General features: G+C 63.2%; 26 protein-coding genes. 8 read left to right on the forward strand and 18 right to left on the reverse strand.

Annotation, left to right across the window (positions count from 1 at the left end; all coding sequences use genetic code 11):
- Positions 1-196: 196 nt before the first annotated feature.
- The 4 genes from NKJ55_RS32035 to ettA form a co-directional block, all read right to left on the reverse strand.
- Positions 197-814, reverse strand: coding sequence for an MOSC domain-containing protein (locus tag NKJ55_RS32035; protein ID WP_352453382.1), 618 nt, complete (start codon positions 812-814; stop codon positions 197-199).
- 224 nt (positions 815-1,038) lie between these two features.
- Positions 1,039-2,160: a beta-ketoacyl-ACP synthase III gene (locus tag NKJ55_RS32040; RefSeq protein ID WP_352453383.1), complete on the reverse strand. Its 1,122-nt coding sequence runs from the start codon at positions 2,158-2,160 to the stop codon at positions 1,039-1,041.
- 129 nt (positions 2,161-2,289) lie between these two features.
- Positions 2,290-3,060, reverse strand: a complete 771-nt coding sequence (tam, locus tag NKJ55_RS32045) for a trans-aconitate 2-methyltransferase (RefSeq protein WP_352453384.1) — start codon at positions 3,058-3,060, stop codon at positions 2,290-2,292.
- A 45-nt stretch (positions 3,061-3,105) separates the two neighbouring features.
- Positions 3,106-4,755, reverse strand: a complete 1,650-nt coding sequence (gene ettA, locus NKJ55_RS32050) for an energy-dependent translational throttle protein EttA (protein WP_352453385.1) — start codon at positions 4,753-4,755, stop codon at positions 3,106-3,108.
- A gap of 241 nt (positions 4,756-4,996) precedes the next feature.
- On the opposite strand from ettA, the gene NKJ55_RS32055 reads away from it, so the two are divergent.
- The gene (locus tag NKJ55_RS32055; RefSeq protein ID WP_352453386.1) at positions 4,997-6,292 is read left to right on the forward strand and encodes a GGDEF domain-containing protein; all 1,296 of its coding nucleotides are present in this window, start codon (positions 4,997-4,999) and stop codon (positions 6,290-6,292) included.
- Between the two features lie 27 nt (positions 6,293-6,319).
- Here the strand turns inward: NKJ55_RS32055 and NKJ55_RS32060 are convergent, their stop codons facing one another.
- Entirely contained in the window at positions 6,320-6,934 is a 615-nt protein-coding gene (locus tag NKJ55_RS32060; protein WP_352453387.1) for a hypothetical protein, read from the reverse strand.
- A 73-nt stretch (positions 6,935-7,007) separates the two neighbouring features.
- Positions 7,008-8,021 (reverse strand): ribonuclease T2 family protein, encoded by a 1,014-nt coding sequence (locus tag NKJ55_RS32065; RefSeq protein ID WP_352453388.1) that lies wholly within the window; start codon positions 8,019-8,021, stop codon positions 7,008-7,010.
- Positions 8,022-8,200: 179 nt separating this feature from the next.
- Between NKJ55_RS32065 and NKJ55_RS32070 the strand changes: the two genes are divergently transcribed.
- The 3 genes from NKJ55_RS32070 to NKJ55_RS32080 all read left to right on the forward strand — a co-directional run bounded on the left by NKJ55_RS32070 (position 8,201) and on the right by NKJ55_RS32080 (position 12,036).
- On the forward strand, positions 8,201-9,136 hold the full coding sequence (locus NKJ55_RS32070; RefSeq protein WP_352453389.1) for an alpha/beta fold hydrolase: 936 nt from the start codon (positions 8,201-8,203) through the stop codon (positions 9,134-9,136).
- Between the two features lie 78 nt (positions 9,137-9,214).
- A complete protein-coding gene (locus NKJ55_RS32075) occupies positions 9,215-10,390 on the forward strand; it encodes a CaiB/BaiF CoA transferase family protein (protein ID WP_352453390.1) in 1,176 nt (391 codons plus the stop codon).
- The gene (locus NKJ55_RS32080) at positions 10,387-12,036 is read left to right on the forward strand and encodes a thiamine pyrophosphate-binding protein (RefSeq protein ID WP_352453391.1); all 1,650 of its coding nucleotides are present in this window, start codon (positions 10,387-10,389) and stop codon (positions 12,034-12,036) included. The genes NKJ55_RS32075 and NKJ55_RS32080 overlap by 4 nt, the downstream gene beginning before the upstream one ends.
- 40 nt (positions 12,037-12,076) lie before the next feature.
- Here NKJ55_RS32080 and NKJ55_RS32085 read toward each other — a convergent pair whose 3' ends face one another.
- The 5 genes from NKJ55_RS32085 to NKJ55_RS32105 form a co-directional block, all read right to left on the reverse strand.
- Positions 12,077-12,520 carry a CHRD domain-containing protein gene (locus NKJ55_RS32085; protein ID WP_352453392.1) on the reverse strand — a complete coding sequence of 148 codons (444 nt, stop codon included), beginning with the start codon at positions 12,518-12,520 and terminating at the stop codon, positions 12,077-12,079.
- 147 nt (positions 12,521-12,667) lie between these two features.
- Positions 12,668-13,639: an ABC transporter substrate-binding protein gene (locus NKJ55_RS32090; RefSeq protein ID WP_352453393.1), complete on the reverse strand. Its 972-nt coding sequence runs from the start codon at positions 13,637-13,639 to the stop codon at positions 12,668-12,670.
- Between the two features lie 39 nt (positions 13,640-13,678).
- Positions 13,679-14,815 carry an ABC transporter permease gene (locus NKJ55_RS32095; protein WP_352453394.1) on the reverse strand — a complete coding sequence of 379 codons (1,137 nt, stop codon included), beginning with the start codon at positions 14,813-14,815 and terminating at the stop codon, positions 13,679-13,681.
- Positions 14,812-15,690 (reverse strand): ABC transporter permease, encoded by an 879-nt coding sequence (locus tag NKJ55_RS32100; RefSeq protein WP_352453395.1) that lies wholly within the window; start codon positions 15,688-15,690, stop codon positions 14,812-14,814. Before NKJ55_RS32100 ends, NKJ55_RS32095 begins: the two co-directional genes overlap by 4 nt.
- A 346-nt stretch (positions 15,691-16,036) precedes the next feature.
- Positions 16,037-16,828, reverse strand: a complete 792-nt coding sequence (locus tag NKJ55_RS32105) for an ABC transporter ATP-binding protein (protein WP_352453396.1) — start codon at positions 16,826-16,828, stop codon at positions 16,037-16,039.
- A 176-nt stretch (positions 16,829-17,004) separates the two neighbouring features.
- Between NKJ55_RS32105 and NKJ55_RS32110 the strand changes: the two genes are divergently transcribed.
- Positions 17,005-17,409 carry a cupin domain-containing protein gene (locus NKJ55_RS32110; RefSeq protein WP_352453397.1) on the forward strand — a complete coding sequence of 135 codons (405 nt, stop codon included), beginning with the start codon at positions 17,005-17,007 and terminating at the stop codon, positions 17,407-17,409.
- A 35-nt stretch (positions 17,410-17,444) separates the two neighbouring features.
- On the opposite strand, the gene NKJ55_RS32115 is transcribed toward NKJ55_RS32110, so the two are convergent.
- From NKJ55_RS32115 to aptA, 5 genes are all read right to left on the reverse strand, one after another.
- Positions 17,445-17,786 (reverse strand): hypothetical protein, encoded by a 342-nt coding sequence (locus tag NKJ55_RS32115; protein ID WP_031211553.1) that lies wholly within the window; start codon positions 17,784-17,786, stop codon positions 17,445-17,447.
- Between the two features lie 29 nt (positions 17,787-17,815).
- Entirely contained in the window at positions 17,816-19,267 is a 1,452-nt protein-coding gene (gene hydA, locus NKJ55_RS32120; protein WP_352453398.1) for a dihydropyrimidinase, read from the reverse strand.
- Positions 19,268-19,353: 86 nt separating this feature from the next.
- The gene (locus NKJ55_RS32125; RefSeq protein ID WP_352453399.1) at positions 19,354-19,734 is read right to left on the reverse strand and encodes an endonuclease domain-containing protein; all 381 of its coding nucleotides are present in this window, start codon (positions 19,732-19,734) and stop codon (positions 19,354-19,356) included.
- A gap of 316 nt (positions 19,735-20,050) precedes the next feature.
- Positions 20,051-21,301, reverse strand: a complete 1,251-nt coding sequence (locus tag NKJ55_RS32130; RefSeq protein ID WP_352453400.1) for a Zn-dependent hydrolase — start codon at positions 21,299-21,301, stop codon at positions 20,051-20,053.
- A gap of 56 nt (positions 21,302-21,357) precedes the next feature.
- Positions 21,358-22,686, reverse strand: coding sequence for an omega-aminotransferase AptA (gene aptA / locus NKJ55_RS32135; RefSeq protein ID WP_352453401.1), 1,329 nt, complete (start codon positions 22,684-22,686; stop codon positions 21,358-21,360).
- A 289-nt stretch (positions 22,687-22,975) separates the two neighbouring features.
- Here aptA and NKJ55_RS32140 point away from each other — a divergent pair, with 289 nt between their 5' ends.
- Positions 22,976-23,569 carry a TetR family transcriptional regulator C-terminal domain-containing protein gene (locus NKJ55_RS32140; RefSeq protein WP_352453406.1) on the forward strand — a complete coding sequence of 198 codons (594 nt, stop codon included), beginning with the start codon at positions 22,976-22,978 and terminating at the stop codon, positions 23,567-23,569.
- Positions 23,570-23,670: 101 nt separating this feature from the next.
- On the opposite strand, the gene NKJ55_RS32145 is transcribed toward NKJ55_RS32140, so the two are convergent.
- On the reverse strand, positions 23,671-24,543 hold the full coding sequence (locus tag NKJ55_RS32145) for a helix-turn-helix transcriptional regulator (protein ID WP_352453402.1): 873 nt from the start codon (positions 24,541-24,543) through the stop codon (positions 23,671-23,673).
- A gap of 105 nt (positions 24,544-24,648) precedes the next feature.
- On the opposite strand from NKJ55_RS32145, the gene NKJ55_RS32150 reads away from it, so the two are divergent.
- Positions 24,649-25,500 (forward strand): SDR family NAD(P)-dependent oxidoreductase, encoded by an 852-nt coding sequence (locus NKJ55_RS32150; RefSeq protein WP_352453403.1) that lies wholly within the window; start codon positions 24,649-24,651, stop codon positions 25,498-25,500.
- Positions 25,497-26,219 (forward strand): SDR family oxidoreductase, encoded by a 723-nt coding sequence (locus tag NKJ55_RS32155; protein ID WP_352453404.1) that lies wholly within the window; start codon positions 25,497-25,499, stop codon positions 26,217-26,219. The genes NKJ55_RS32150 and NKJ55_RS32155 overlap by 4 nt, the downstream gene beginning before the upstream one ends.
- A 23-nt stretch (positions 26,220-26,242) precedes the next feature.
- On the opposite strand, the gene NKJ55_RS32160 is transcribed toward NKJ55_RS32155, so the two are convergent.
- The gene (locus NKJ55_RS32160) at positions 26,243-26,620 is read right to left on the reverse strand and encodes a DoxX family protein (RefSeq protein ID WP_352453405.1); all 378 of its coding nucleotides are present in this window, start codon (positions 26,618-26,620) and stop codon (positions 26,243-26,245) included.
- Positions 26,621-26,753: the final 133 nt, after the last annotated feature.

Consider the following 26,753-nt stretch of genomic DNA (forward strand, 5'->3'; position numbering starts at 1 on the left):
CACCGTCTTGGGCAGGCCCTCTTCAATCGTGTTGTCGGGGCGCACGACCTCGACCTGGGCAAAGCTCGCCACCAGCCGGGCCGTGGGGGGGGCCCCCCCCCCCCACCCCCCCCCCCCCCGGGGGCGCCGCCCGCCCCCCCCCCCCCCCACTTTCGTGGGGGCGAGGAGCCCAAGTTACGCCTTGCCTGGAAAACAACTAGGCCCGGTAAATCCACTGCTCGGGCACGCGCACCGAAATCTCCTCGCCGGCCGCGATCGTGCCGGGCTTCTCGACCCAGGCGACGAGCCCACGCAAGCGTTTCGCCGCTTTCGGGAACAGCAGCGCACCGGCCTCTTGGTCGGCCATCCCGGCATTTTCGGCGACCGACCTGCCCGCGATCCGGCAAGGCCCGTTCTGCGCGTCGATCTTGACGGTCGCCCCGCCTTTGAAGAACAACAGTGTGCCGGATGGCAGCATCGAGAGGTGCGGCAGGCCTTCGATCAGGAGATTGGCGCCGATCCATCCCGGCTTGATCTCGGCGATGCCCATCCGTTCGGCGACGATTGCCAGTTCGTCCGCAGCCACGATCGACAATTGCCGCTCGTTGCGCATCTCGGTGCCGCGCGGATACCACGGCTCGCGCCCACCAGAGCGCCGCGTTGTGCCGGCGTGGAAATCGCCGTCGATGCCGTCGAAGCCGACTTGCAACTGATCCACTGCCCGTGTCTCGAAATGATCGAACGGTGCGAGGTAAAGCGCTGCCACCCTCGCGGCGAGTTTTCGCGACGGGACGATCTCGACCGGAGTTTCGGCTTCGGGAAAAAGATCCAGCATGGGTTCGTGCCTCGCGTGATACGCGCAATTAGCCGCGGTCAGCTCATCAGGTCCAGTCGAAAGCGCTGATGCTCCGATCAAGCGGACTGATGCGATTTATCAGGCGCGTTCCGATGCTGGTGCCGTTCGCGCCGAGCTGATGCATGTCGCCCAAAAGCATGCCCTCGGGCTTGAACCGAGGGTGTGCAGCGGTTTTGGGACAATGACATGCGTAAAACAAAAATCTAAAGCATGCGCAATAGCGCGCCGCCGATCGAGTAGCCGGCGCCGAAGGCGCAGAGCAGGCCGTAGTCGCCGGCCTTCATGTCGGCATGGTTCTCCGACAGGGCGATGATGGCACCGGCGGCGGCGGTGTTGCCGAGGCGCTCCAGCACCATCGGGGCGCGGTCGTGGTCGACGTCATGGCCGAAGGACAGTTTCAGGATCATGGCGTTCATCCGCGCATTGGCCTGATGCAGCCAGAAGCGCCGGATCGCTTGCGGCGTCAGCCCGTGCTCGGCCAGGAATTCGACGATGAACTTGTGGCCGGCGACGGTGACTTCCTTGAACACCTTGTTGCCGATCTGCTTGATCAGATTGCCTTCCAGATCGATCATGTACGGATCGTGCTGGGCAGCGCGGGTATAATAACCGAGATTGGTGCGGATGCTGTTCGACATCTGCGTCCAGGCGCGCGTGTCGAGCACCTCGAAGCGCCCCGGCCGCTTCTCGCCCTGGGCAAGCCCTTCGACGATCATCGACACGGAAGCGTCGCCGAAGATGAAATGCGTCTGCCGGTCGCGAAAATTGAGATGCCCGGTGATGATCTCCGGCGTCGTCACCAGCACGCGTTTATGCGCCCCTGCCCGCACCAGATTGACGGCGATGTGCAACGCCGCCGCTGCCGAAGAGCAGCCAAGCCCCATATCGAAGCCGGCGCCTTTCGTGCCCAGCGCCTGCTGCATTTCGATGGCGATCGCCGGATAGGGCCGCTGATGGTGCGAGGCCGAGCAGATCACCAGGTCGATGTCGCCAGGCTTCAGCCCGGCATGATCGAGCGCCTTGCGGGCCGAAGCGATGCCGAACTCGGCCTCCAGCGACAGCGCATCGTCGGGCCGCGCCGGGAAGCGCGGCGCCATGCGGGTCGGATCGAGGATGCCTTCCCGTTCGATGACATGGCGGGTCTGGACGCCAGAGGCATGGACGATGAAGGCACTGTCCGATTTCTGTACCAGCGGCTCGCCCGACACCTCGCGGCGGACGTTCTCCATGTCCACCCAGCTGTTGAAGCTGGCGACGAGTTCCTCATTGGTGATCGAGGCTTCGGGGATTTCAACGCCGATGCCGCTGATGATGACGCGATGCATTTCCAGTTCGTCCCGTGCGCAGGCGTTGCGGCTTCATGTCGACGCCGCAAAAAGCTCGGCGCAACCTCTTTTGCACCTAGCCAGTTTATGCCGGCTTAAATCAAGTCCCTGGGACGGGTCTAAAAGCTTCTAAGCGGAACGCCGCGCCACGATGAAGAGACGGGGAAAGCGCAGCAACACCTTGCCGCTTGCCGTTTTCGGATAGGCTTCGCTGATCCCGGCCGTGTAGCGCTTCAGGAAAAGCTGCCGCTCGTTCTCGTCGAGCGGATCGAGGAACGGCTTCAGCCCCGTCGACTTCACCCATTCGACGATCGCCTCGGCATCGGCCAGCGGATGGTTGTAGATCGTGTGCCAGATATCGAGCCGATCCGAGAATGGCGACAAAAGGTCGTAATAGAACGCGACCGGCGGCAGCGGCGCGCGGGCCGCGCGCTCGAGCTTTTCGGCGAACGGCATCTCGGCCGCGGTCTCCCGCATCAGCCGGTGCGAAGGCTCGGCCATATTGTCCGGCATCTGCACGGCAAGCGCGCCGCCGGGCGCCAAAAATCCCATCAGCCGCTGGAAGACTGCCGGGTGCTCCGGCAGCCACTGAAACACCGCATTGGCAAAGATCACGTCGACCGGTTCGTTCGGCTGCCACGCCGCCGCATCCGCCAGCGCAAGGGTGACGCCGGGCAGGCGCGCCTTCGCCTTCTCGATCATGTCGAGGGAGGTATCGAAGCCGCTGATCTGCGCCTGCGGCCAGCGCTCGACCAGCAATTCGGTCGAATTGCCCGGCCCGCAGCCAATGTCGACCACCCGGCGCGGTTCCGGCACCGGCACCTGCGCAACGAGATCGCGCGCCGGGCGGGTGCGCTCGTCCTCGAATTTCAGGTAGAGGGCGGCGGACCAGTCGGCCATCTTGGTTCCTCAGATCATTTCAGAATTCGCCGCCCTGTAAATGTCTTACCGCGTCAGCCGCTTATACGTCATCCTGTGCGGATTGACCGCCTCAGGCCCAAGCCGGCGGATCTTGTCCTGCTCGTAATCCTCGAAATTGCCTTCGAACCATTCGACGTGGCTATCGCCCTCGAAGGCGAGGATGTGCGTCGCCAGGCGATCGAGGAACATGCGATCGTGCGAGATGATGACGGCGCAGCCGGCGAAGCTCTCGAGCGCGTCTTCAAGTGCAGCCAGCGTTTCGGTATCGAGATCGTTGGTCGGTTCGTCGAGCAGCAGCACATTGCCGCCGGTCTTCAGCATCTTGGCCAGATGCACGCGGTTGCGCTGGCCGCCGGACAGGTTGCCGACCTTCTGCTGCTGGTCGCCGCCGCGGAAATTGAACGACGCGCAATAGGCGCGGGTGTTGGCTTCGAACTTGCCAAGCTTGACCACTTCGGCGCCGCCCGAGATCTCTTCCCAGACCGTCTTGGTCGGGTCGAGCGCGTCGCGGCTCTGGTCGACATAACCGAGCTTGACCGTCTCGCCGACGCGAATGGTGCCGGCGTCCGGCTTTTCCTGGCCGGTGATCATGCGGAACAGCGTCGTCTTGCCGGCGCCGTTCGGGCCGATGACGCCGACGATGCCGCCGGGCGGCAGCTTGAATTCGAGATCGTCGATCAAAAGCGTGTCGCCAAAGCCCTTCGACAAGCCCTCGACCTCGATCACCACATTGCCGAGCCGCTCGCCATGCGGAATGACGATCTGGGTGTCGCTCGGACGCCGCTTGTCGGCTGCATCCAGCAGATCCTGGAACGCCTGGATACGGGCTTTCGACTTGGTCTGCCGGGCTTTCGGGCTGGACTGGATCCACTCGCGCTCGCGGCCGATCGCCCGCTGGCGCGCATCGTCCTCGCGGCCTTCCTGCTTGAGCCGCTTGGCCTTGGCTTCGAGATATTTGGTGTAGTTGCCTTCGTAGGGGATACCGCGGCCGCGATCGAGCTCGAGGATCCAGCCGGTGACATTGTCGAGGAAGTAGCGATCGTGGGTGATGATCATCACCGCGCCCGGATAGGCCCGCAGATGCTTTTCCAGCCACGCCGTCGTCTCGGCGTCGAGATGGTTGGTCGGCTCGTCGAGCAGCAGCAAATCGGGCTGGCGCAGCAAGAGCTGGCAAAGCGCGACGCGACGGCGTTCGCCGCCCGACAGCTTGGTGACATCGGCCTCCTTGGGCGGGCAGCCGAGTGCCTCCATCGCCATCTCGACCTGCTGTTCGAGATCCCACAGGTTGAGCCGGTCCATCTCGTCCTGCAGCTTGGCCGACTCGTCCGCCGTCTCGTCGGAATAGTTCATCATCAATTCGTTGTAGCGCTCGATGATGGCGGTCTTGGCGGCGACGCCTTCCATGACGTTTTCGAACACGTTCTTGTTCGGATCGAGCGCCGGCTCCTGCGCCAGGTAACCGACGGTAGCACCCTCGGCCAGCCAGGCCTCGCCGCTCCACTCCTTGTCGATGCCGGCCATGATCTTGAGGATCGTCGACTTGCCGGCGCCGTTGGGACCGAGGATGCCGATCTTGGCGTCCGGATAGAAGGACAGATGAATGTTCTCGAGCACCTTCTTGGTGCCGTAGGCCTTGTTGAGGCCGGCCATGTGATAGATGAACTGGCGTGCCACGCGCGCTTTCCCTGAAAAGTCGACTGATGTCGGATTGAATGGAAGTTGGGGGCTATGTAAGCGATGCGGCCGCGAACGGCAAACAGTTTTGGCCCCAAGCGGATTTGGTCGCACCCACAAATGCTTAGCCGCTTCATTTCGTGCCGGCGCCCAGGCGAAAGCTCCGGTTAACCATTCGGCGTCAAACAATGTTGGATGGGAAATCGCTGGCAGCCGCGATTTCGGGGAGAGAGATCGGGCCGTGTTGAACAGTTTCCTGCTTTTTGCCGAAGCGGTTCTCTATTTCGGCATCATGGTCACGCTTTTCCGGTTCAGGGGCCGCATCGGCCTCGGCGTCTTTGTTTGCGCCCTTGGCGTCATGCATTTCCTGGAAACCTATCTCGCCAGCGTCTTCTACGTCGCGCTGCCGTTCGGCATGGTATCGCCGGGTTCGGCCGTGCTGTTTTCCGGCAAGCTGGTCATGCTGCTCCTGCTCTACATCAAGGAGGACGCGGCAACTGTCCGGCAGCCGATTTACGGCCTGCTGCTCGGCAATGCCCTGATGATCGGGCTCGTGCTGATCCTGCGCCTGCACGACATCGCACCGCTGCCCGACGGCAAGCTTCCCGACATCGGCTTCATCGACGAGATGGGCTGGCTGATGGTGTGGGGCACGACGCTGCTGTTCGTCGACGCCATCCTGATCATTCTGCTCTATGAAAAGCTCGGCAAATATCTGCGCAAGGCGCTTTTCACCCGCATCCTGGTCTCCGTCGCCTGCGTGCTCACCTTCGACCAGGCAGGCTTTTTCACGGCGCTGCATTTCGTCACCGGTGCGCCGGTCGCGGTGTTCTTCGGCGGCTGGTTCGCCAAGATGGCAGCGGCCCTGGTCTACAGCACCATGCTGGTCGCCTATATCAGGTGGTTCGAGGCGCGGCAGGTGCCGGCGCCGCGCGGGCTTTCCGACATTTTCGACACGCTGACCTATCGCGAGCGGTATGAGGCGCTGGTCGAGCATGTTGGTCGCGACGGCCTCACCGGCCTCCTGCACAGGGGGCGCTTCGACAGCGATGGCGAGGCCGCCGTCGCCGCCAGCCTGCGGACCGCCAGGCCGCTCAGCCTGCTGATCATCGATGTCGACCATTTCAAATCGATCAACGACCGCTTCGGCCACGCCGAGGGAGACAAGGTGCTGAAAGCCCTGGCGATTTTGCTTGGCGAACTTGTCGGGACCGAAGATCAATTGTTCAGGATCGGCGGTGAGGAATTCGCCATCCTCGGCTGGGGTCCGCAGCCGCTCGCCAGGCTGCTGGGCGAAACCGTCAGGCAAGCGGTCAAGACGTCCGCGAGCACCAGCCGGTTCGACATTACGGTCAGCGCCGGCATCTCGACGGTCAGCGAGACGACCCGTTGCCTTGCCGATCTCTTTGCGCTGGCCGACCAGCGTCTCTACAAGGCCAAATCGACCGGACGCGATCGCGTTGTCGGCGAACCGGGCGGCAACGAAGCAGACGCCCGCAACACATGGACCAGGCCGGAGCGCAGCGCCGGCGCGTAACGCTGCCCAGGCCTGCGATTGGCTCAATCAGGATTGTTTGCGCCGCTGCCATCCGCCGATCGCAACCGAAACCGCCATCAGCGCGATCGCCAGCCATTTCAACGCGGTAATAATCGGGCCGGCTTCGATATCGTAGGCAACGAACAGAAGAATGCCCGGTACCAGCAGGCCGCAGAGCACGAGCGTGATCCGGTTGATCTGCCATGACACTTTTGCCGCAAGCGCCTGGTCGCCGGGCACGGCGACAAGCGCGGCCCGCATTGCCTTCGGCGCCACCAGCGTGGTCGAAAGACGCAGCGAAATCGGCAGGCCGATGCCGATGATCAGGAAGGCGCATGCCGCCAGGAGCAGCGAAAACTTGAGCCCACTGGTTTCGGCCGGTACCGGGAACAGCAGCGCCGCCAGCGGCAGGAAGACACAGAAGATCCCGAGCGCGGCGATGGCGATGAAGATCGCCGCGTTGACCAGTGTGAACAATTGGTAGGTGCTGCCGCCGATGGGTTTGGCGAGCGTGGTCATGCGCACCCACTCCACTTCGGTGTAGGAAAAGCCGGGCCACTCCATATGGCCGTCGCGGATCGCCGTCATGCCCTTGGCCCAGAACGCCAGCCGCGCCAGCGCGCCGCCCGTCGTACCACTCATCGCCACCCCCTGCGAATGATAACCCCGGGATCATACCATCCCCGGCGCAAAGCGACAGTCGCGTACGGCCTGTTTACTGGAACCCGACGGCATCGACCGCGCCCTTCGGGCAGCCGGCCTTGGCTGTCGGCGCCGAGGCAAGCAGCAGGGCACCGAGCGAAGCGTTCGAAGCGATCGGGCCGGTCAGGCCGAGCGTCAGTTCGCCGATCAGCCGCCTGCCGTTCGAAGGATCGACCACGCAGGACACGCGGACCCGGTCGCCCGCGCCTTTGCCGAAGGCACTGTCGAAGGTGCTGCGGATCTGATCGGATGTCAGTTGCTTGCCGATGTTCTTGATGAAGAGATCGCGCACCGGCGACGCATTCATCGCGCGCATCAGGTTCAAGGCGTCGGCGAAATACTCCTGCTGGCTCTTGCCGTAGCAGGTGCCGTGCTTGATCCACTCATGCCTTTCGAGGGCGGACGCGGTGCCCGGCATCACCTGGTCGAGTTCCGCTCGCGTTTTCGGGTCAAGGGTGACCGGCGGCAAATCCCGCCAGTGTGCCGGATCGTCGTTCGCCTTGTCGCTTGCCGCGACCTGGCAATAGAAATTTCCGTTCGGCTGCGGCCACAACCCATGCAAGGTGAAGTGGGTCGCCTCGAACCCGGCGGCGGTCTGCGCACGGCATTCGGTTTTGCCGGATTTGGTCTCACAAAAAGCCGGCTGCCAGCTCAGCGCGAAGACATATTCCGGCTTTCCGGACGCCGATGGCTTGTTCGGCTCGGCAGGCGCCGGTGCAGCCGGCACCGTCGACGCGCTGCCGCCCGAAACGTGACCGCAGCTGTTCTTGACCCAGCGGCGCTCCGGATCGGCGCCCGGCACGCGAATGAGATAGTGCGTGGGCGCGTCCTTGTTGCCGGCCAGCAGATCATAACTCTGACCAGCCGCGGTCGAGATATTGCCGGGATTCTTGCCGCTCTTGATCGCCTGCGTTGCCGGACAGGCGGCATCGGCGACGAAAGAGCCGGTCATCTTCACATCGGCCCGCGCCGCGCCGGCAAGCAGCACGGCCGCAAGCGCCAATCCGAAAACAAAACCTGTCCGCATAAGGGTCCCTCGGCTGAAAAAGCTGCGGCAACAGACTGCCGTTGTCACCATGTCAGAATTGCGAGCGCGCGGTAAACGTCGGCGCGCAAATCGGTCACGCCGGATTGACGCAAAACCGGTGCCGGCGCAAACAAAACTCGCGTCCGGTATCGTGCCGGGGCGTTGGAGACGACGCGGCGATGCCATTCGACCAACAGCTTGTGCTTCGATCGCCGACCGGCGCCGAGCTCAACCTTTATGTGAAACACGCCATCGGCCAACCGCGCGCCATCGTCCAGATCAATCATGGGTTGGCCGAGCACGCGGCGCGCTATGCCCGTTTCGCCGATTTCCTTGGCGCGCGCGGCTACCAGGTCTACGCGCACGACCACCGTGGCCACGGCGCCACCAAGGCGCCCGACGCGCCACCTGGCAGGTTCGCCGATGCGGATGGCGGTGCCAAGGTCATCGCCGATGTCGCTGCCGTCCATGATCTCATCGCCAGGGAACAACCTGGTCTGCCGATCATCGTCTTCGGCCACTCCTTGGGCGCGTCGGTCGCGCTGAATTTTGTCCTCCGCCACTCGGCGCGCATCCATGCCGCCGCGATCTGGAACGGCAATTTCTCGGCCGGACTGCTCGGCCAAATCGCGCTGGCCATGCTTGGTTGGGAAAAGTTCCGGCTTGGCTCAGACGTGCCGTCGCGCCTGCTGCCCCGGCTGACGTTCCGGGCCTGGGGCAAGGCGGTGCCCAATCACCGGACGCCGTTCGACTGGCTGTCGCGCGATGCCGTTGAAGTCGAGAAATACATCGCCGACCCGCTTTGCGGCTGGGACGCATCGGTATCGATGTGGCAGGACATCGTCATGATGACGCTGCATTGCGGCAGCGACCGCAATTTTTCCGGCGTTCGGCGCGACCTGTTCGTCAATCTGGTCGGAGGCGAGCAAGATCCGGCCTCGGACGGCGGCAAGGCGGTCAGCCATCTTGCCGGCCGGATGCACATGATGGGTTTTTCGAATCTCGTTTCAAAGGTTTACGCCAAAACCCGCCACGAAAGCCTGAACGAGGTCAACCGAGACATCATCATGGAGGATTTTGCCGCCTGGGCCGACCGCGTGCTGAGGGCACAGTGATACTGGCCCATTGCAAGGGCCGTGACAGCGGCGCGCGGGATTGATAGAGGCTGCGCTTTCGATCAACCACGGTGATCCATGACTGAGCCTCCGCTCAACGGCATCCGCGTCATCGAACTCGCACGCATCCTCGCCGGGCCATGGGCCGGACAGCTGCTTGCCGACCTCGGCGCCGACGTGATCAAGGTCGAGAGCCCGGACGGCGGCGACGACACCCGCAAATGGGGACCGCCCTTCGTCATCGGCCATGACGGCGAGAACCTTTCGGCCGCTTATTACCATTCCTGCAACCGCGGCAAGCGCTCCATCGCCATCGACTTCTCGACGCCCGAGGGTGCCGAGACGGTGCGCCGGCTGGTCGCGACATCGGATGTGCTGATCGAAAACTTCAAAGTCGGCGGACTGAAGAAATACGGCCTCGACTATGACAGCCTGAGGAAAATCAACTCGCGGCTGATCTATTGCTCGATCACCGGTTTTGGCCAGTCGGGACCGTATGCGCCGCGTGCCGGCTATGATTTCATCATCCAGGGCATGGCCGGCATGATGTCGATCACCGGCGAAGCCGGCCGCGAACCGCAAAAGGCGGGCGTCGCTATTTCGGATGTTTTCACCGGGCTTTATTCGGTCATCGCCATCCAGGCGGCGCTTCGCCATGCCGAGAAGACCGGCGAAGGCCAGCATATCGACATGGCGCTCTACGACACCCAGATCTCGACGCTCGGCAACCAGAACCTCAACTATCTCGTCTCCGGACAGTCGCCGGTGCAGATGGGCAATGCGCATATGAACATCGCGCCCTACGAAGTGGTGCCGGTGAAAAATGGCCACATCATCCTGGCGGTCGGCAATGACGGCCAGTTCGCAAAGTTCTGCGCTGCCGTCGGCCTCGACGAGCTGGCGTCGAACCCTGACTTCGCCACCAATCCCGCCCGCGTCGCTAACCGCGCAAAGCTGCGCGAGCATATGATCGAGGCGCTGAAAGTCTTCGATCGCGACCCGTTGCTGGCCAGACTTGAGACTGCCGGAGTGCCGGCCAGCCCGATCAACAACATCGGCCAGATGTTTGCCGACCCGCAGACCATCGCGCGCGGCATGCGGCTCGACCTCGATGACGGCCATGGCAATCTCTTGCCCTCGGTGCGGGCGCCGATGGTCATGTCCGGCACGCCGCTGGTCTATGAACGTCCGTCGCCGCGTCTCGGCGAACACACCGAAGAAATCCTTGCCGAACTGGAGAGGTCAGGAAAATGAAGACCGGCGGACAACTCATCGTCGATGCGCTCGAAGCCAACGGAACGGACCGTATCTATTGCGTACCTGGCGAATCCTATCTGGCGGTGCTCGACGCGCTGCATGATTCACCGATCCGCACAATCGTCTGCCGCCAGGAGGGCGGTGCCGCAATGATGGCCGACTGCCACGGCCGCCTGACCGGCAGGCCCGGCATCTGCTTTGTCACCCGCGGCCCAGGCGCCACCAATGCCTCTGCCGGCATCCACATCGCGATGCAGGATTCAGTCCCCCTCATCCTGTTCATTGGCCAGGTCGCCAGCCACGCCAAGGGGCGCGAGGCCTTCCAGGAGGTCGACTACGTCAGGTTCTTCGGCGATATCGCCAAATGGGTGGTCGAGATCGACGACGCCGCACGCATACCCGAATTCGTCACACGCGCCTTTGCGGTGGCGACGTCCGGTCGCCCGGGCCCGGTCGTCATCTCGCTGCCCGAGGACATGCTGACCAGCCTCGCCGAGGCACCGGACGCCCGGCATTATACCCCTGTCGAGACGCGGCCTGGCGAAGTCGAGCTCGACGCACTGGAAGTGTTGCTCAACAAGGCAAAGCGGCCCTTCGTCATCCTCGGCGGTACGCGCTGGGACGCGCAGGCCGTTGCACGGATGCGGACGATAGCCGAAGCCTGGTCACTGCCGGTCGGCTGCTCCTTCCGCCGCCAGATGCTGTTCGACCATCTCCACCCGAACTATGCCGGCGATGTCGGCATCGGCATCAATCTCAAGGTAGCAACCGCCATCAAGCAGGCCGACCTTGTGCTGCTGATCGGCGGCCGCATGGGCGAGATGCCGTCATCCGACTACACGCTGCTGAAGAGCCCCTATCCCGACCAGACGCTGGTCCATATCCATGCCGACGCCGGCGAACTCGGCCGCGTCTACCGGCCGGCGCTGGCGATCAATGCCTCGCCTGCCGCTTTCGTCGAAGCCTTTGCCAGACGCAAGCCGGCCGCAACGCCGGTGTGGGCGGCTGAGGCAGCGAAGCTGCACGCCGCCTATCTCGACTGGTCGACGCCTCCGGAGAGCGGCCCCGGCGCCGTCCAGATGGGGCCGATCATGAATTATCTCGAAACGATGCTGCCGGACGACGCCATCCTCACCAACGGCGCCGGCAACTACGCCACCTGGGTGCATCGCTACCATCGCTTCCGGCGTTTCGGCACGCAGGCAGCACCCACATCCGGCTCGATGGGCTACGGCACGCCGGCGGCGGTCGCCGCCAAGCAGCTTTTCCCCGACCGCGACGTGATCGCCTTCGCCGGCGACGGCTGTTTCCTGATGAACGGCCAGGAATTCGCCACCGCCGTGCAATACGGGCTGCCGATCATCGTCATCGTCGTCAACAATGGCATCTACGGCACCATCCGCATGCATCAGGAGCGCGAATATCCCGGCCGTGTCGTCGCCACGGACTTGAAGAATCCCGACTTTGCTGCTTTGGCCCGTGCCTATGGCGGCCATGGCGAGACGGTGGAAAAGACCGCCGACTTCGCCGCGGCCTTCGAGCGAGCGCGGGCCAGCGGCAAGCCGTCGATCGTAGAGATCAGGCTCGACCCTGAAGCCATCACGCCGACCCGCACGATGACCCAGATTCGCGACAAGGCCTGACAAAACAGGATGATTGCCCTGTTTTGTCGTCGTGATCTGCCTATTTGGCCTTCTCGATCTGGCCGCGGATCTCGCCATCCGCGTGGGCCGCGGTGTGGATGTTGACGTAATATTTGCCTGCCTCAAGATCGGTGGCCTGGGCATCAGTCAATGTCGCCGAACCCTTGATCGGGCTCTTCAGCTTGCCTTCGAACGGCACCACCGGATCGGCGTTTTGACCCTTTGCCGCCGGGCCGTGAATGTGTGCGGCCTTCGCCGGCCCGCTGAGGCCGGAATATCTCACGGTCCAGCCGAGTTTCTTGGTGGCGGTGTTGAACCTGAGCGTGGCGGTGCCCTTGCCCTTCGTGGTGACGGGCGGGTTCTGCTGAGCACCATCGAGCGTCGCCGTCATCTTTATGGTTTCGGCCAAGGCCGGTGAAGCAGAGAAGATGGCTGCAGAAATGGCCAGCGCCGAAAGCATCGGCGTGAAGGACTGGATGCGCATGGAAACCTCCGTTGTGACACCCTTGAGGCGGGTGCACCGGCACAACGATTTTGCGAGCGGATGTTTCCGCCGGTAACGTTCATTTTACCTCCCACTAAAAAGGGGCGGTCGCCCGCCCCTTTTCCGCTACAAGCCAGTTTGACAGCCCTATTTGATGGCCTTGTCGGTGATCGCCGTCGTGTAGGCGCCGGTAGGCTCCTTGCTGATGATCTTCTGGTCGAGCAGCGCCTTGGCGGTGCGCTCGTAGGTCGCCGGATCGAGCTTGCCATCGGCATTGTCGATCAGCTTGGCGACTTCGCCCATCATGCGCTTTTGGTGATTCTCGTCCTGGCCGCCATTGTCCATGACAATGCCGGCCGCTTCGTCGGAATTGTCGACGGCGTATTTCCAGCCCTTCATCGAAGCGCGTACGAACCGCACCATCTTGTCCTCGAAGGCCGGATCCTTGAGCTTGTCCTCCAGGGCATAGAGCCCGTCTTCGAGCAGATCATTGCCCATGGCGGAATAGTTGAAGACGGTCAGCTCTTCCGGCTTGTAGCCGGCGTCGATGAGCTGCCAGTACTCGTTATAGGTCATGACCGAAATGCAATCCGCCTGCTTCTGGATCAGCGGCTGCACGTCAAAGCTCTGCTTGAGCACGGTGACGCCGTCCGGCCCGCCATCGGTCTTGAGGCCAAGCTTGTTCATCCAGGCATAGAACGGATATTCATTCCCGAAGAACCAGACGCCGAGCGTATGGCCCTTGAAGTCGGCTTCCGTCTTGACCGGACCGTCCTTCGGGCAGACCAACTCCATGCCGGCCTTCTTGAACGGCTGGGCGATGTTGACCAGCGGCACGCCCTTCTCGCGCGCAGCCAGCGCACCGCCCATCCAGTCGACGATGACGTCGGCGCCGCCGCCGGCAATAACCTGCTCCGGTGCAATGTCCGGTCCGCCGGGCTTGATGTCGACGTCGAGGCCCTCGGCGTCATAGAAGCCCTTGGCCTTGGCGACATAATAGCCGGCGAACTGTGCCTGGGTGACCCATTTCAGCTGCAGCGTCACCTTGTCCGCGGCCATCGCCTGGAACGCGGCAAGCGACATCGCGCCGGCCAGCATCGAAACAACAAGTCTTTTCATGTTTTACCCTCTGAAGTTAGCGCCCTAAACCCACCGCCCCTATCCACCACGGACAGAGGGATGCCAAAACGTGACTGCTCTCTCGAAAAGAGCGACCACGCCATAAAAGACCGAACCCGCAAGTGCTGCAACTGCGATTTCCGCCCACACCATATCGATGTTCATCCGCCCGACTTCCGTCGAAATGCGGAATCCCATGCCGACCACCGGCGTGCCGAAGAACTCGGCGACGATGGCGCCGATCAGCGCCAGCGTCGAATTGATCTTCAACGCATTGAAGATGAAGGGTGCCGCCGCCGGCAGCCGCAGCTTGAACAGCGTCTGCCAGTAGCTCGAGGCATAGGTGCGCATCAGGTCGCGCTCCATATGGCCGGAGGCGGCAAGCCCGGCGACGGTGTTCACCAGCATCGGGAAGAAGGTCATGATGATGACCACCGCTGCCTTCGACTGCCAGTCGAAGCCGAACCACATGACCATAATCGGCGCGACGCCGATGATCGGCAGCGCCGACACCATATTGCCGATCGGCAAAAGCCCGCGCCGCAGGAACGGCACGCGGTCGGCGGCGATGGCAACGAGGAAGCCGGCGCTGCTCCCCACCACATAGCCGAAGATAACCGCCTTGAAGATGGTCTGCCTGACATCGGCCCCCAGCACCGGCAGCGAGCCGACGATGCGTGCACCGATGGCGCTTGGCGGCGGCAACAGGATGAAGGGAATGCCGGCACCACGCGTCACCGCCTCCCAGATGATCAGGATCCAGGCGCCGAAGATGGCCGGAATGATCAGGCGCAGGGCGGTTGACGCCCAGCGCGATGTCGGGCGAAACGACGACAAGACCGTTACGCAGCGCCAGGCCAAAAACCACGCCGCGACGAGCAGCAGATAGAAGGATGCGCGAGCGCTGCCCTCATTGCCGGTTATGCCGGCGAGCAGCATCCACGCTGCGCCATGCGCGCCAAGGAACAGCAACACCACCCCGATCATCGGTGGAAAGTTGTCGGCCTCGATTGCCACGAGCAGCAAAATGAAAATCAACACCGTAGTCGCCATGCCGTAACCGGGCGTAGCACTGACGAGCGGCCAAAGAAGCAGCGCGCCGACAAGCAGGACAAGCGCGGCATACCCCTGCCAGGATCGAGGCGTGATTGAGGAAAGGCTCAGGATGGAGCTCATGCCGGCCTCCCGCCCATGGCGCGGTCGACAAGGCGCCCGGCGATGCCGACGACCATCACCAGCAGCGCCGCGACCACCGACCCGGCAACCAGAGCCGACCAGATGTCGATGGTCTGGCTGTAGTAGGCGCCGGCGAGCAATTTGGCACCGATGCCGGCGACGGCGCCGGTCGGCAACTCGCCGACGATGGCGCCGACCAGGCTGGCGGCCACCGCCACCTTCATCGAGGTGAACAGGAACGGCACCGAAGCCGGCACGCGCAATTTCCAGAAGGTCTGCGAGGCACTGGCATTATAGGTGTGCATCAGGTCGAGATGGGTGAGCTCGGGCGAGCGCAGTCCCTTCACCATGCCGACCGCCACGGGGAAGAACGACAGATAGGTCGAGATCAGCGCCTTCGGGATAAGCCCGGTGATGCCGACCGCCGCCAGCACGACGATGATCATCGGCGCCACCGCCAGGATCGGAATGGTCTGCGAGGCGATGATCCACGGCATCAGACTGCGGTCGAGCGTCGCCACATGCACGATGCCGACGGCGATGACGATGCCGAGCGCCGTGCCGAAAGCAAAGCCGAGCAGCGTCGACGACAGCGTCACCCAGGCATTGTAGACAAGGCTGCGGTTCGAGGTGATGCTGCGCAGAAAGGTGTTTTCGAAAAAATTTACCGCCACCTGATGCGGCGCCGGCAGCGTCGGTTTTGGCTGCGCCAGCGTCTTGCCGATGAATTCCACAATAGCCGGCGTCTGATTGGCGCGGCGGTCGAGATCGCGCTGGAACGGCGCGTTGAGGATGACAGCCATGACGTACCAGACAACGACGACACCCAGGAGGATCGAGGTCACCGGAACGATCTTGTCGCGAAAGGTATCCATCTAGCGGACGTCAGGCGACTGGCGCCCTCCTCTCCCCAACACGCGAGAGCGGCCATACCCGTTCTTCGTCATCCTAGGGCGAAGCAAGGAGCGAAGCGACGCGGCGCAGACCCTAGGATCCATGCCGTTACCTATCCGCTCCGCACCGGTGCCGAACATTGCTCCCGAGCTAACGGCGGCCGAGGCTCGCCTCGCACACATTCTAAACCGCTTGCACCTTTCGGCCGAAGTCACGGCATGGATCCTAGGGTCTACGCAGGCCGCTTCGCGGCTGCTCCGCCCTAGGATGACGAAGGCATGGATGGCCCCGCTAGCCCCGACGGGGAGAGGAGGGAGCTCATCCCGTTCAATCATCATAGCTGTGCCCTGCCCTCAGCCCGTCCCGCACGCGTGCCGCGATCGCCAGGAACTCCGGCGTCTCGCGGATATCGAGCGGCCGCTTTTTCGGCAGCGTCGATTCTATGACGTCGCTGACACGCCCCGGGCGCGGCGACATGACGACGATGCGCGTCGACAGATAGACCGCCTCAGGGATCGAATGGGTGACGAAGCAGATAGTCTTGTTGGTCCGCTCCCAAAGCTCCAGCAGCTGTTCGTTGAGGTGATCGCGCACGATCTCGTCCAGCGCGCCGAACGGCTCGTCCATCAACAAAAGGTCGGCGTCGAAGGCGAGCGCCCGCGCGATCGAGGCGCGCTGCTGCATGCCGCCCGAAAGCTGCCAGGGGTATTTCTTCTCGAAGCCGCTGAGGTTGACAAGGTCGAGGGTTCGCTTGATGCGCGCCGCCTGCTCCGCCCTGGACAGGCCCATGATCTCCAGCGGCAGTGCCACATTGCGCTCGATCGTGCGCCACGGATAAAGTGCGGCCGCCTGGAAGACATAGCCATAGGCGCGGCTCTGGCGCGCCTGCTCGGGCGTCATGCCGTTGACGGAGATGGCTCCCGATGTCGGCTTCTCCAGATCGGCGATGACGCGCAGCAAGGTCGTCTTGCCGCAGCCGGAGGGCCCGATGAAGGACACGAATTCCCCCTTGCCGATCGTCAGGTCGACATTCGACAGCGCCTGTACCGGACCATCATTGGTCTGGAAGGTCAGGCCAAGCTTGCTTGCCGAAACAACGGCTGGCGATACTCCCGTCATCGGCCGTAGCCTGTCGCTTCCGGCCACTGCGGCGCCGGCCGGAATCCCATTGATTTTACCCCGATGTTGCTTTCCACTCGCCCAGTCCTACTCGCCGCAGTTTTACTCGCCCCAGTTCTATGCGCCCCAGTTCTACGCGCCCTTGTCCCATCAGATAGACGCCCGGAGTTGCCCCGATGTCGCCCAAACCGACTTGCCATCTTATCCGCCCTGAAAGCTCTTATGAAGGCAAGCAGGGCCTGAGTTATTTCGCCGGTATCGCCGCCGAAACAGTCGGCTCGTCCGGCATCTGCATGCATCTGCTGACCATGCCGCCGGGTGCCCGCGCCAAGGCGCATATGCACGAAAACCATGAAACCGCGATCTATGTGCTCTCCGGCGAAGTCCATACCTGGTATGGCGACCGGCTCGAACAGCATATCGTGGTCAAGGCCGGCGATCTTTTCTATATTCCCCCCGGCGTGCCGCATCTGCCGGCCAATCTGAGCGACGGCCCCGCCTCGGCGGTCATTGCCCGCACCGATCCCAACGAAAAGGAAAGCGTCGTCCTGCTGCCGGAACTGGACGGGTTGGTCGCCTGACGCCGGCATCGAGGCAGCGGTCGTCATCGGCACCGTCACGAACATGATTTCAGCGGTCCTATCTCCTCAAGGCCGGGAATGGTCACGAAGAAACCGTCCCCTCCTCTGTTGATGACCTTGACGACATCCGTGGTCGTGCCCTCCTCGCCCTCGGCGAAACAGGTGGAGCTCAACAACAGGGTGCCAGGCGCCGTCGTCAGTCGCTGTGCGAACTGGCAGCCGCTGCCATAGGTTTCGACGCCGTCGGCGGTCAGCACGACATAATCGTCGCTGTCCTGATAACCGAGCCGTACACCAGCGCAACCGACCTCATTGCCAAAGGAGCCGGCAAGGACGTCAGCCGCCGCCGGCCCGGCGGCAAGGATCACCGCGGCCATTGAGATAATCGCTCCGTGGCTCGCCAAGCTCAAACGCCCGTCGCCGGGATTCCCGTCCGTTCCACCTTGCGCGGCGCGGAAATCTCCTTCCACGTCGACAGCGCCCGGTTGACCGCCGCGTTCGGCTCGCGAGCGACGAACTCGCCATGGCCGGGCTTCGCCTTGACCTCGTTTTCCTCGATCGACAGTTCGCCGCGCGAGAAGACGAAGCGCGGCAGGCCGGTTACCTCAAAACCTTCGAAGACATTGTAGTCGATCACCGACTGCTGCTTCTTGGCCGTGATCTTCTTCTTGCGCTTCGGGTCCCATACGAGGATGTCGGCGTCCGCCCCTTCGACGATGGCGCCCTTCTTCGGGTACATGTTGAGGATCTTGGCGATGTTGGTCGAGGTCACCGCGACGAACTCGTTCATCGTCAGCCGGCCGGTCTTGACGCCGGTCGTCCACAGCACCGGCAAACGATCCTCGAGCCCGCCCGTGCCGTTCGGGATCTTGGTGAAGTCGCCGACGCCGTTGCGCTTCTGTTTGGTGGTGAAGGCACAATGGTCGGTCGCCACCACTTGCAGCGACCCGGCCTGCAGGCCGGCCCACAGCGAATCTTGGTGCAGTTTGTTGCGGAAGGGCGGGCTCATCACCCGGCGCGCCGCATGGTCCCAGTCCTTGTTGAAATATTCGCTCTCGTCCAGCGTCAGGTGCTGGATCAGCGGCTCGCCGAATACCCGCATGCCTTTCTGGCGCGCCCGGCGGATGGCTTCGTGCGCCTGCTCGCAGGAGACATGCACGACATAGAGCGGCACACCGGCCATGTCGGCGATCATGATGGCGCGGTTGGTCGCCTCGCCTTCGACTTCAGGCGGGCGCGAATAGGCGTGTCCCTCCGGGCCGCTGTTGCCCGCCGCCAGCAGCTTCTGCGACAGCGCCGCCACCACGTCGCCATTCTCGGCATGGACCAGCGGCAGCGCGCCAAGATCGGCACAGCGCTGGAACGACGAATAGAGCTCGTCGTCATCGACCATCAGCGCGCCCTTGTAGGCCATGAAATGCTTGAACGAGGTAATGCCCCTGTCGGCGACGGTGGCCATCTCGTCGAACACCTGCTTGCCCCACCAGGTGATCGCCATGTGGAAGGAATAGTCGCAGGACGCCTTCGAAGTCTTGTTGTCCCACATCTGCAGGGCCTCGAGCAGCGATTGCTGCGGCGCCGGCAGACAGAAATCGACGACCATCGTCGTGCCGCCGGCAAGGGCCGCGCGGGTACCGGATTCAAAGTCGTCGGCCGAATAGGTGCCCATGAACGGCATTTCGAGATGGGTATGCGGGTCGATGCCGCCCGGCATCACATAGCAGCCGCTGGCGTCGAACTCATGGTCGCCATGCAGATCCGGCCCGATGCCGATGATCTTGCCGTGCTTGAACAGCACATCGGCCTTCCACGTCCGGTCGGCGGTGACGATGGTGCCATTCTTGATGACTTTGGACATTTTCTTGTTCCCTTATTCTCTTCGCGCTTCTTGTGAGCGCCTTGCTTGATCAGGTCGGTTCAGCGTCGAGGAACCCTGAACGGCCTCTACATGACTCCAACTTCCCGCAATATCTCCTCGACGCAACCATCGAAGGAATTTGCCAAGTCTCCAGTCGAAAACCTGAGCACACGATAGCCCTGTCGGCCAAACCATGCATCACGTATGCGGTCCTTCTCCATTTGCTCCGGCATAAAGTGATGCTCTCCATCCACCTCGATGACGAGGTTCTTCTCGTGCAGAACGAAGTCCGCAATATAAGGCCCAATCGGCGCCTGCTTCCTTGCATGTAACCCGTAGAGGCGACGGAACTCCTTCAGCTCGGACCAGAGCTTACGCTCGCCCTCTGTCATGTTCCGGCGCAACATTCTTGCACGTTTGATGGCGGCTGGATCGATCGCGGTCGGTGCCAAGACGAGTACCCCCACCCTCAATTCCTCCCCACAAGGGGGAGGGAGGCTTGGTGCCGCGCTGTCACAGCTGAACCCATCAAAGCTTTCGCCATAGAAAAAGACGTCGGCATTGCTAGTCCCCCTCCCCCTTGTGGCAGGGCAATCGCATTTGGATTCTTACGAAGATGGACCCCCACCCTAACCCTCCCCACAAGGGGGAGGGAACGCTGCCGCATGCCCTTACTTCCCCTTTTGGCGCCGAAAGGCAGGCAATTTGCCGAGGTCAGTGCCAACGGAAGTCTCCCTCCCCCTTGTGGGGAGGGGTTAGGGGTGGGGGTACGGCGCCAACATCTCACCCCACAATCCCCGCCGTGTCCACCACCGCATGGAACAGCACGTCGGCGCCGGCCGCTGCCCATTCCTTGGTGATTTCCTCGGCCTCGTTGTGGCTGAGACCGTCGACGCAGGGGCACATCACCATTGCGGTGGGTGCGACGCGGTTGATCCAGCAAGCGTCATGGCCGGCGCCCGAGACGATATTGCGATGCGTATACCCCAGGCGCTCCGCCGCATCCCGCACAGCCTTGACGCAGCCCGGATCGAAAGTGACCGGATCGAAATGGCCGACCTGCTCGATTTGATATTGGATGTCGAGCGCTTCGCAGATCGTGTCGATGCCTTCGCGGATGCGCCCGTCCATGGCGTCGAGCACTTCCTTTTCCGGCGAGCGGATGTCGATGGTGAAGACGGTGCGGCCGGCGATGATGTTGCGCGAGTTCGGATAGACCTCCATATGGCCGACCGCGCCGACGGCGTCGGGCTGATAGTCCATGGCGATCTCGTGCACCAACTCGATCACCCGCGCCATGCCGAGCCCGGCATTGCGCCGCTTGGGCATCGGCGTCGAGCCGGTATGCGCCTCCTTGCCGGTCAGCGTCACCTGCAGCCATTTCAACCCTTGCCCATGGGTGACGACACCGATGTCGATGCCCTCGTCCTCGAGGATCGGGCCCTGCTCGATATGCAGCTCGAAAAAGGCGTGGATCTTGCGTTCGCCGACCTTTTCGGTGCCCTTCCACCCGATCCGTTCGAGCTCCTCGCCGAATTTCTTGCCGTCCTTGTCGACATGTGAATAGACGTCGGTCTGGTCGAGCACGCCGGCGAATACCCCGGACGCCATCATCGCCGGCGCAAAGCGGGCGCCTTCCTCGTTGGTCCAGTTGGTGACGACGATCGGATGCCTGGTCTTGATGCCGAGATCGTTGAGCGAGCGCACCACCTCCAGGCCGCCGAGCACGCCGAGCACGCCGTCATACTTGCCGCCGGTCGGCTGGGTGTCGAGATGGCTGCCGACATAGACCGGCGGCAGGCTGGGGTCGGTGCCTTCGCGACGGGCAAACATCGTACCCATCTCGTCGACGCCCATTTCGAGCCCCGCCTCATCGCACCAGCGCTTGAACAGATGCCGCCCTTCGCCGTCCTCGTCAGTAACAGTCTGGCGATTATTGCCGCCGGCAATGCCGGGGCCGATCTTCGCCATCTCCATTATCGAATCCCACAAACGGTCTGAATTGATTCGCAGATTCTCGCCGGGGGCGGCCATATTCTAAAACCTCATTGGTTGCGCGGCGTCGAGGGGGAGGGAAAGCTGCACCTGGTTCAATCCACGGCCCTCAGCACTTCGCGCACATGGTCGATCAATTCGTTGATCTGGCCTTTGGTGATGATCAGCGGCGGCGACAGCGCGATGATGTCGCCGGTGGTGCGGATCAATGCACCGCGCTCGAACGCCTTCACAAAAGCCGAGAAGGCCCGCTTCGTCGGCTGGCCGGCGATCGGCGCCAGCTCGATCGCGCCGATCAGGCCGATGTTTCTGATATCGATGACGTTCGGCTCGCCCTTCAGCGAGTGCAGCGCGTCCTCCCAGTACGGCGCCAGTTCCTCGCCGCGCGTCAGCAGCCCTTCTTCCTTGTAGGTGTCAAGCGTGCCCAGCGCTGCCGCGCAGGCGATCGGATTGCCCGAATAGGTGTAGCCGTGGAAGAACTCGATCATGTGCTCGGGCCCGGTCATGAAGGCGTCGTGGATTTCCTTCTTCACGAACACCGCGCCCATCGGGATGACGCCGTTGGAGACGCCTTTGGCGGTGGTCATGATATCCGGCGTGACGCCGAAATAGTCGGCGGCAAACGGCGTGCCGAGGCGGCCAAAACCGGTGATGACTTCGTCGAAGATCAGCAAGATGCCGTGCTTGGTGCAGATCTCGCGAAGCCTCTCGAGATAGCCCTTCGGCGGCAGGATGACGCCGGTGGAACCGGCCACCGGCTCGACGATGACGGCGGCGATGGTCGAGGCGTCGTGCAAGGCGACGATGCGCTCCAGCTCGTTCGCCAGTTCCGCGCCATGCTCCGGCACGCCCTTGGTGAAAGAGTTCTTTTCCGGCAGATGCGTGTGGGGCATGTGATCGACGCCGCCGAGCAGCGTGCCGAACATCTTGCGGTTGGTGACAATGCCGCCGACGGAGATGCCGCCGAAATTGACGCCGTGATAGCCGCGTTCGCGGCCGATCAGGCGGGTACGCGAGCCCTCGCCTTTTACGCGGTGATAGGCGATCGCCATCTTCAGCGCGGTCTCAACCGATTCCGATCCGGAATTGGTGAAGAACACATGGTCCATGCCCTTCGGCGCGATGTCGACCAAGCGGTTCGCCAGCTCGAACACGATCGGATGGCCCATCTGGAACGCCGGCGCATAGTCGAGCTCGGCCGCCTGGCTCTGGATCGCCTCGGTGATCTTCGGGCGGCAGTGGCCGGCATTGACGCACCACAGGCCGGCGGTGCCGTCGAGCACCTTGCGCCCGTCGCTGGTCGTGTAGTGCATGTCCTTGGCCGACACCATCATGCGCGGCGCCTGCTTGAACTGCCGGTTTGCCGTGAACGGCATCCAGAATGCACTGAGATCGTTCGGCGTGACTTTCAGCCGGTTGGACATGACCGAGACTTCCCCTTGTAACTTGTTTCGGTGCGGCTAACGCCTGGTCTTTCCAACTTGGTCTTCGCGACGTTTTCGTGCTACGCAAATTTTTGACCGGTTGGACAAACGTTAGCACCGCCTTATCAGCGGTCAAGGGATTACTAGCGGAAATGCGGCTTTCGAAGTGCGCTCCACAGGGCGGAGAAAAACTGGTCCAGAGAATTGGTCCAGACACTCCTCGCAGCGAAGGTTTTTCGAGGTGACGGGTGCGGTCGAAAGCTCTGCTCCTCGCCGCACCCGCATCCAGATGGAAAAGCGCGAGCTCATCCTCGAGGCGGCGCTCGAAGTCTTCTCGACCAACGGTTTTCGCGGCTCGACAATCGACCAGATCGCTGAAGCCGCCGGCATGTCGAAGCCGAACCTGCTCTATTATTTCCGCCGCAAGGAGGACATCCACAAGACGCTGATGCAGCGGCTTCTCGACACCTGGCTGGCGCCGCTGCGCGAACTCGACGATATCGGCGACCCCTTGACCGAACTGCGCAGCTATATCAGGCGCAAGCTCGAAATGGCGCGCGATTTCCCGCGCGAGAGCCGGCTGTTCGCCAACGAGATCCTGCAGGGCGCGCCGCGTATCATGCCGATGCTGGAAGGCGAGTTGAAGACGCTGGTCGACGAGAAGGCCAATGTCATCAAGGGCTGGATGCGCGCCGGCAAGATTGCCCGCACCGACCCCTGGCACCTGATCTTCTCGATCTGGGCGACGACGCAGCATTATGCCGATTTCGACGTGCAGGTCCGCGCCGTGCTCGGCCCTGACCGCGGCGGCGACGGCCGCTTCGAGGATGCCGCAAGGTTTCTCGAGCAACTGTTCATCGACGGGCTGAAGCCGAAGGGCTGAGGCAGCTCGGCTGTCGCAAACCTCCCCCATTGCTTCGTCATCCTGGGGCGCAGCAAGGAGCGGAGCGACGCAGCGCAGACCCCAGGATGACGAAGTTGGGCTCACGCGCTGCGCCGCTCGGCCGGCAGCGCATCGAGCAGCTTCTGCAGCTTGGCGATCGAGTTCTGCTCGGCGAGCGGCGTGTAGACGATCAGCTTCATGTCCGAGCCGTCGTCGATCGACAGGCTCATATGCTCGAACGCCATGGCACCCGCTGTCGGATGCCTGACATGCTTTACACCCGACAGGTTACGGGCCACGTCGCGTAGCGGCCACCAGGCGCGAAACTCCTGGCTCGAGCGCGTCATCAGCGCGATCAGCCGCTCGAAATCCGGATCGCCGACATATCTGGCGCTTTCTGCCCGGAATGACGCCAGCACGGCACGTGCCAGTTCCTCCCAATCAACGAGCAGGCGCCGATGCTGCGCGCTGGTGAAAACCATATGGACGATGTTGCGGGCATCGCCCTCCAGCAGGCCATAGTCGCCGAACACGGCTGCCGCAGCAGAATTCCAGGCCAGCACGTCCCAGCGCCGCCCAAGGACATAGGCCGGCTGCAGGACCAGGCTCTGCAGCATGTGCAGCAACGGGCTATCGACTTTTTCCGGCGCGTCGACGCGACGCTCCGGCTGCGGGCGGCCGGCAAGAATGAACAGATGCCGTTGCTCGGCCGTGTCCAGGCGCAGCGCCCGGCTGAGCGCCGTCAGCACTTCCACCGACGGCCGAACGTCGCGGCCCTGCTCCAGCCAGGTGTACCAGGTCGTGCCGACGCCGGCGATCATCGCCACCTCCTCGCGCCGCAGCCCGGGCGTGCGCCGGCGCAGGCCGGTCGAAATGCCGGTGGCCGAAGGCGTCAGCCTTTCGCGCCGCGAGCGCAGAAAGGCGCCAAGCTCGCGGCGACGGCTGCCTTCGGCAGAATGCGTGGTGGAATCCATCGGCGCTATTATAGCAGTACCGATACCAGGATAAAGTTTGAACTGTTTGGCATGCGTCTGGTGTCCCATCTTTCTGCTCAGAGCGATGACATGGAGGCTCTGAACATGGAACTGAAAGACAAGACGATCCTGATTACCGGCTCAACCGACGGCGTCGGCCGCGTTGTCGCGCAACGGCTCGGCGCCGGCGGCGCCCGCATCCTGGTGCATGGCCGCGACGCGACAAGGGGCAAGGCGATCGTGACCGAGATCGAAGCCGCCGGCGGCAAGGCCGAGCTTCTTGTCGCCGATCTCTCCTCCCTGGCCGAGGTCCGCCGCCTCGCCGAAGCCGTCCGCGCCAGGACCAAGCGGCTCGATATCCTCATCAACAATGCCGGCGTTGGCACCGCCGGCCCCAACGCGAAACGGCAGGTCAGCGCCGACGGCTACGAGCTGCGCTTTGCCGTCAACTACCTCGCCGGTTTCCTGCTCACCACGGAGCTGCTGCCACTGCTCAAGGCCAGCGCGCCGGCGCGCATCATCAATGTCGCCTCGGCCGGGCAACGGGCGATCGACTTCAGGGATGTCATGCTGACCCGCTCCTACGACGGCGTTCGTGCCTACTGCCAGAGCAAGCTGGCGCAGATCATGTTCACCATCGACCTGGCGGAGCAGCTGCACGGCACCAATGTGACCGTCAACAGCCTGCATCCGGCAAGCTACATGAACACCACGATGGTGCGGCAGGCGGGCATCACGCCGTGGAGCTCGGTCGAAACCGGCGCCGAAGCCATCATCAACCTCGCCACATCGCCGGCACTCGAAGGGCGAAGCGGCCTCTATTTCGACGGCCAAAGGGAATCCCGTGCCGATGCACAAGCCTATGACGCGAAGGCGAGGCAGCAGTTGCGTGAATTGAGTCTCGGCCTTGTCGCGCTCGCACCCGCTTCCGCAACATCGAAGAAAGAAAATTCATGACCGAGAAAACGCAGCACGCCGTGATCGTCGGCGGCTCCTCCGGCATCGGCCTCGCCACCGCGAAAAAGCTGCTTGGCCCGGGCATGAAGGTGACTATCACCGGGCGCAACCGGGAAAGGCTCGACAACGCATGGCAAAGCCTTGGCGGCGCAGTCGAAAAGGCTGCCTTCGATGCCGCGAAGCCGGACGAGGTTCGCCGGTTCTTCAACGATCTCGGCCCTTTCGATCACCTGGTGCTGGCCGCCAGCGGCGGCAAGGGGCTCGGTCCGTTCGAAACGCTTGACCTGACCGACATCGGCGGTGGCGTCGACGAGAAGGTCCGGCCACAGCTCTCCTGCCTGCAGGCCGCCTTGCCGACGCTGAACAAGAGCGGCTCGGTGACTTTCATCTCGGCGGTGTCGGCGCAATTGTCGGCGCCGGGTGTCGCCGGCATCGCCGCCGTCAACGGCATGCTGCTGACCGTGGTGCCGATCCTGGCAATGGAGCTGAAGCCGCTACGCGTCAATGTCGTGGCGCCGGGCGTCATCGACACGCCGTGGTGGGATTTCCTGCCCGATGAACAGCGCCATGCGGTGTTTGCCGATTATGCCGGCAAGACACCGGTCGGCCGCATTGGCCGCGCCGAGGACGTCGCCAGCGCGATCGCGTTCCTGGTTTCGAACAGCTTCGTCACCGGCCAGGTGCTGACCTGCGACGGCGGCTTGCGGTATGCGGCGTAAGGCGGCTGCCTCCACGAGGCGTGTCAAAGCGACTGCGCGATCAGCGCCAGAAATCCTCCGGTGAGCGCGACGTTGCCGACAAAGCCATTGATGCGGGACGCGCGCTCGGGCCCCTGATGATCCCAGAAATTGTGGAACATCGGCGTAGCAAAAACCAGGAACAGGATCAGGCATGCCGCCGCCGGAGCGGTCCAGATGTCCGCGATCACCAGCGCTCCGGCGATGATCTGCAGGACGATCCCCAGCCACAGCACCGGCCGCGCCTGCGGCACGCCGCGCGTCGTCATCAATTGGCTCACCAACGCCGCATTCTGGATGTTGCGCAGGCCGGCAAAGACAAAGGCGCCGCCAAGCAGCAGGCGGGCGGCGAATAGAATCTCACTATCAAAGTTTGAAAACATGCTGTCGGGTCCTCGGGCAGAAAAGAGGCGCGCGGCCCCAAGCCCCCCGCCGGGTGGCGTGGGAAACCGGCCACACAGGGGGGGAACGGTGGGTTTGTATTAAAAGGACCCCAACACCCGTGGAAGGGTTTGT

The organism is Mesorhizobium sp. M0106 (assembly GCF_040322715.1).
GTDB lineage: Bacteria > Pseudomonadota > Alphaproteobacteria > Rhizobiales > Rhizobiaceae > Mesorhizobium.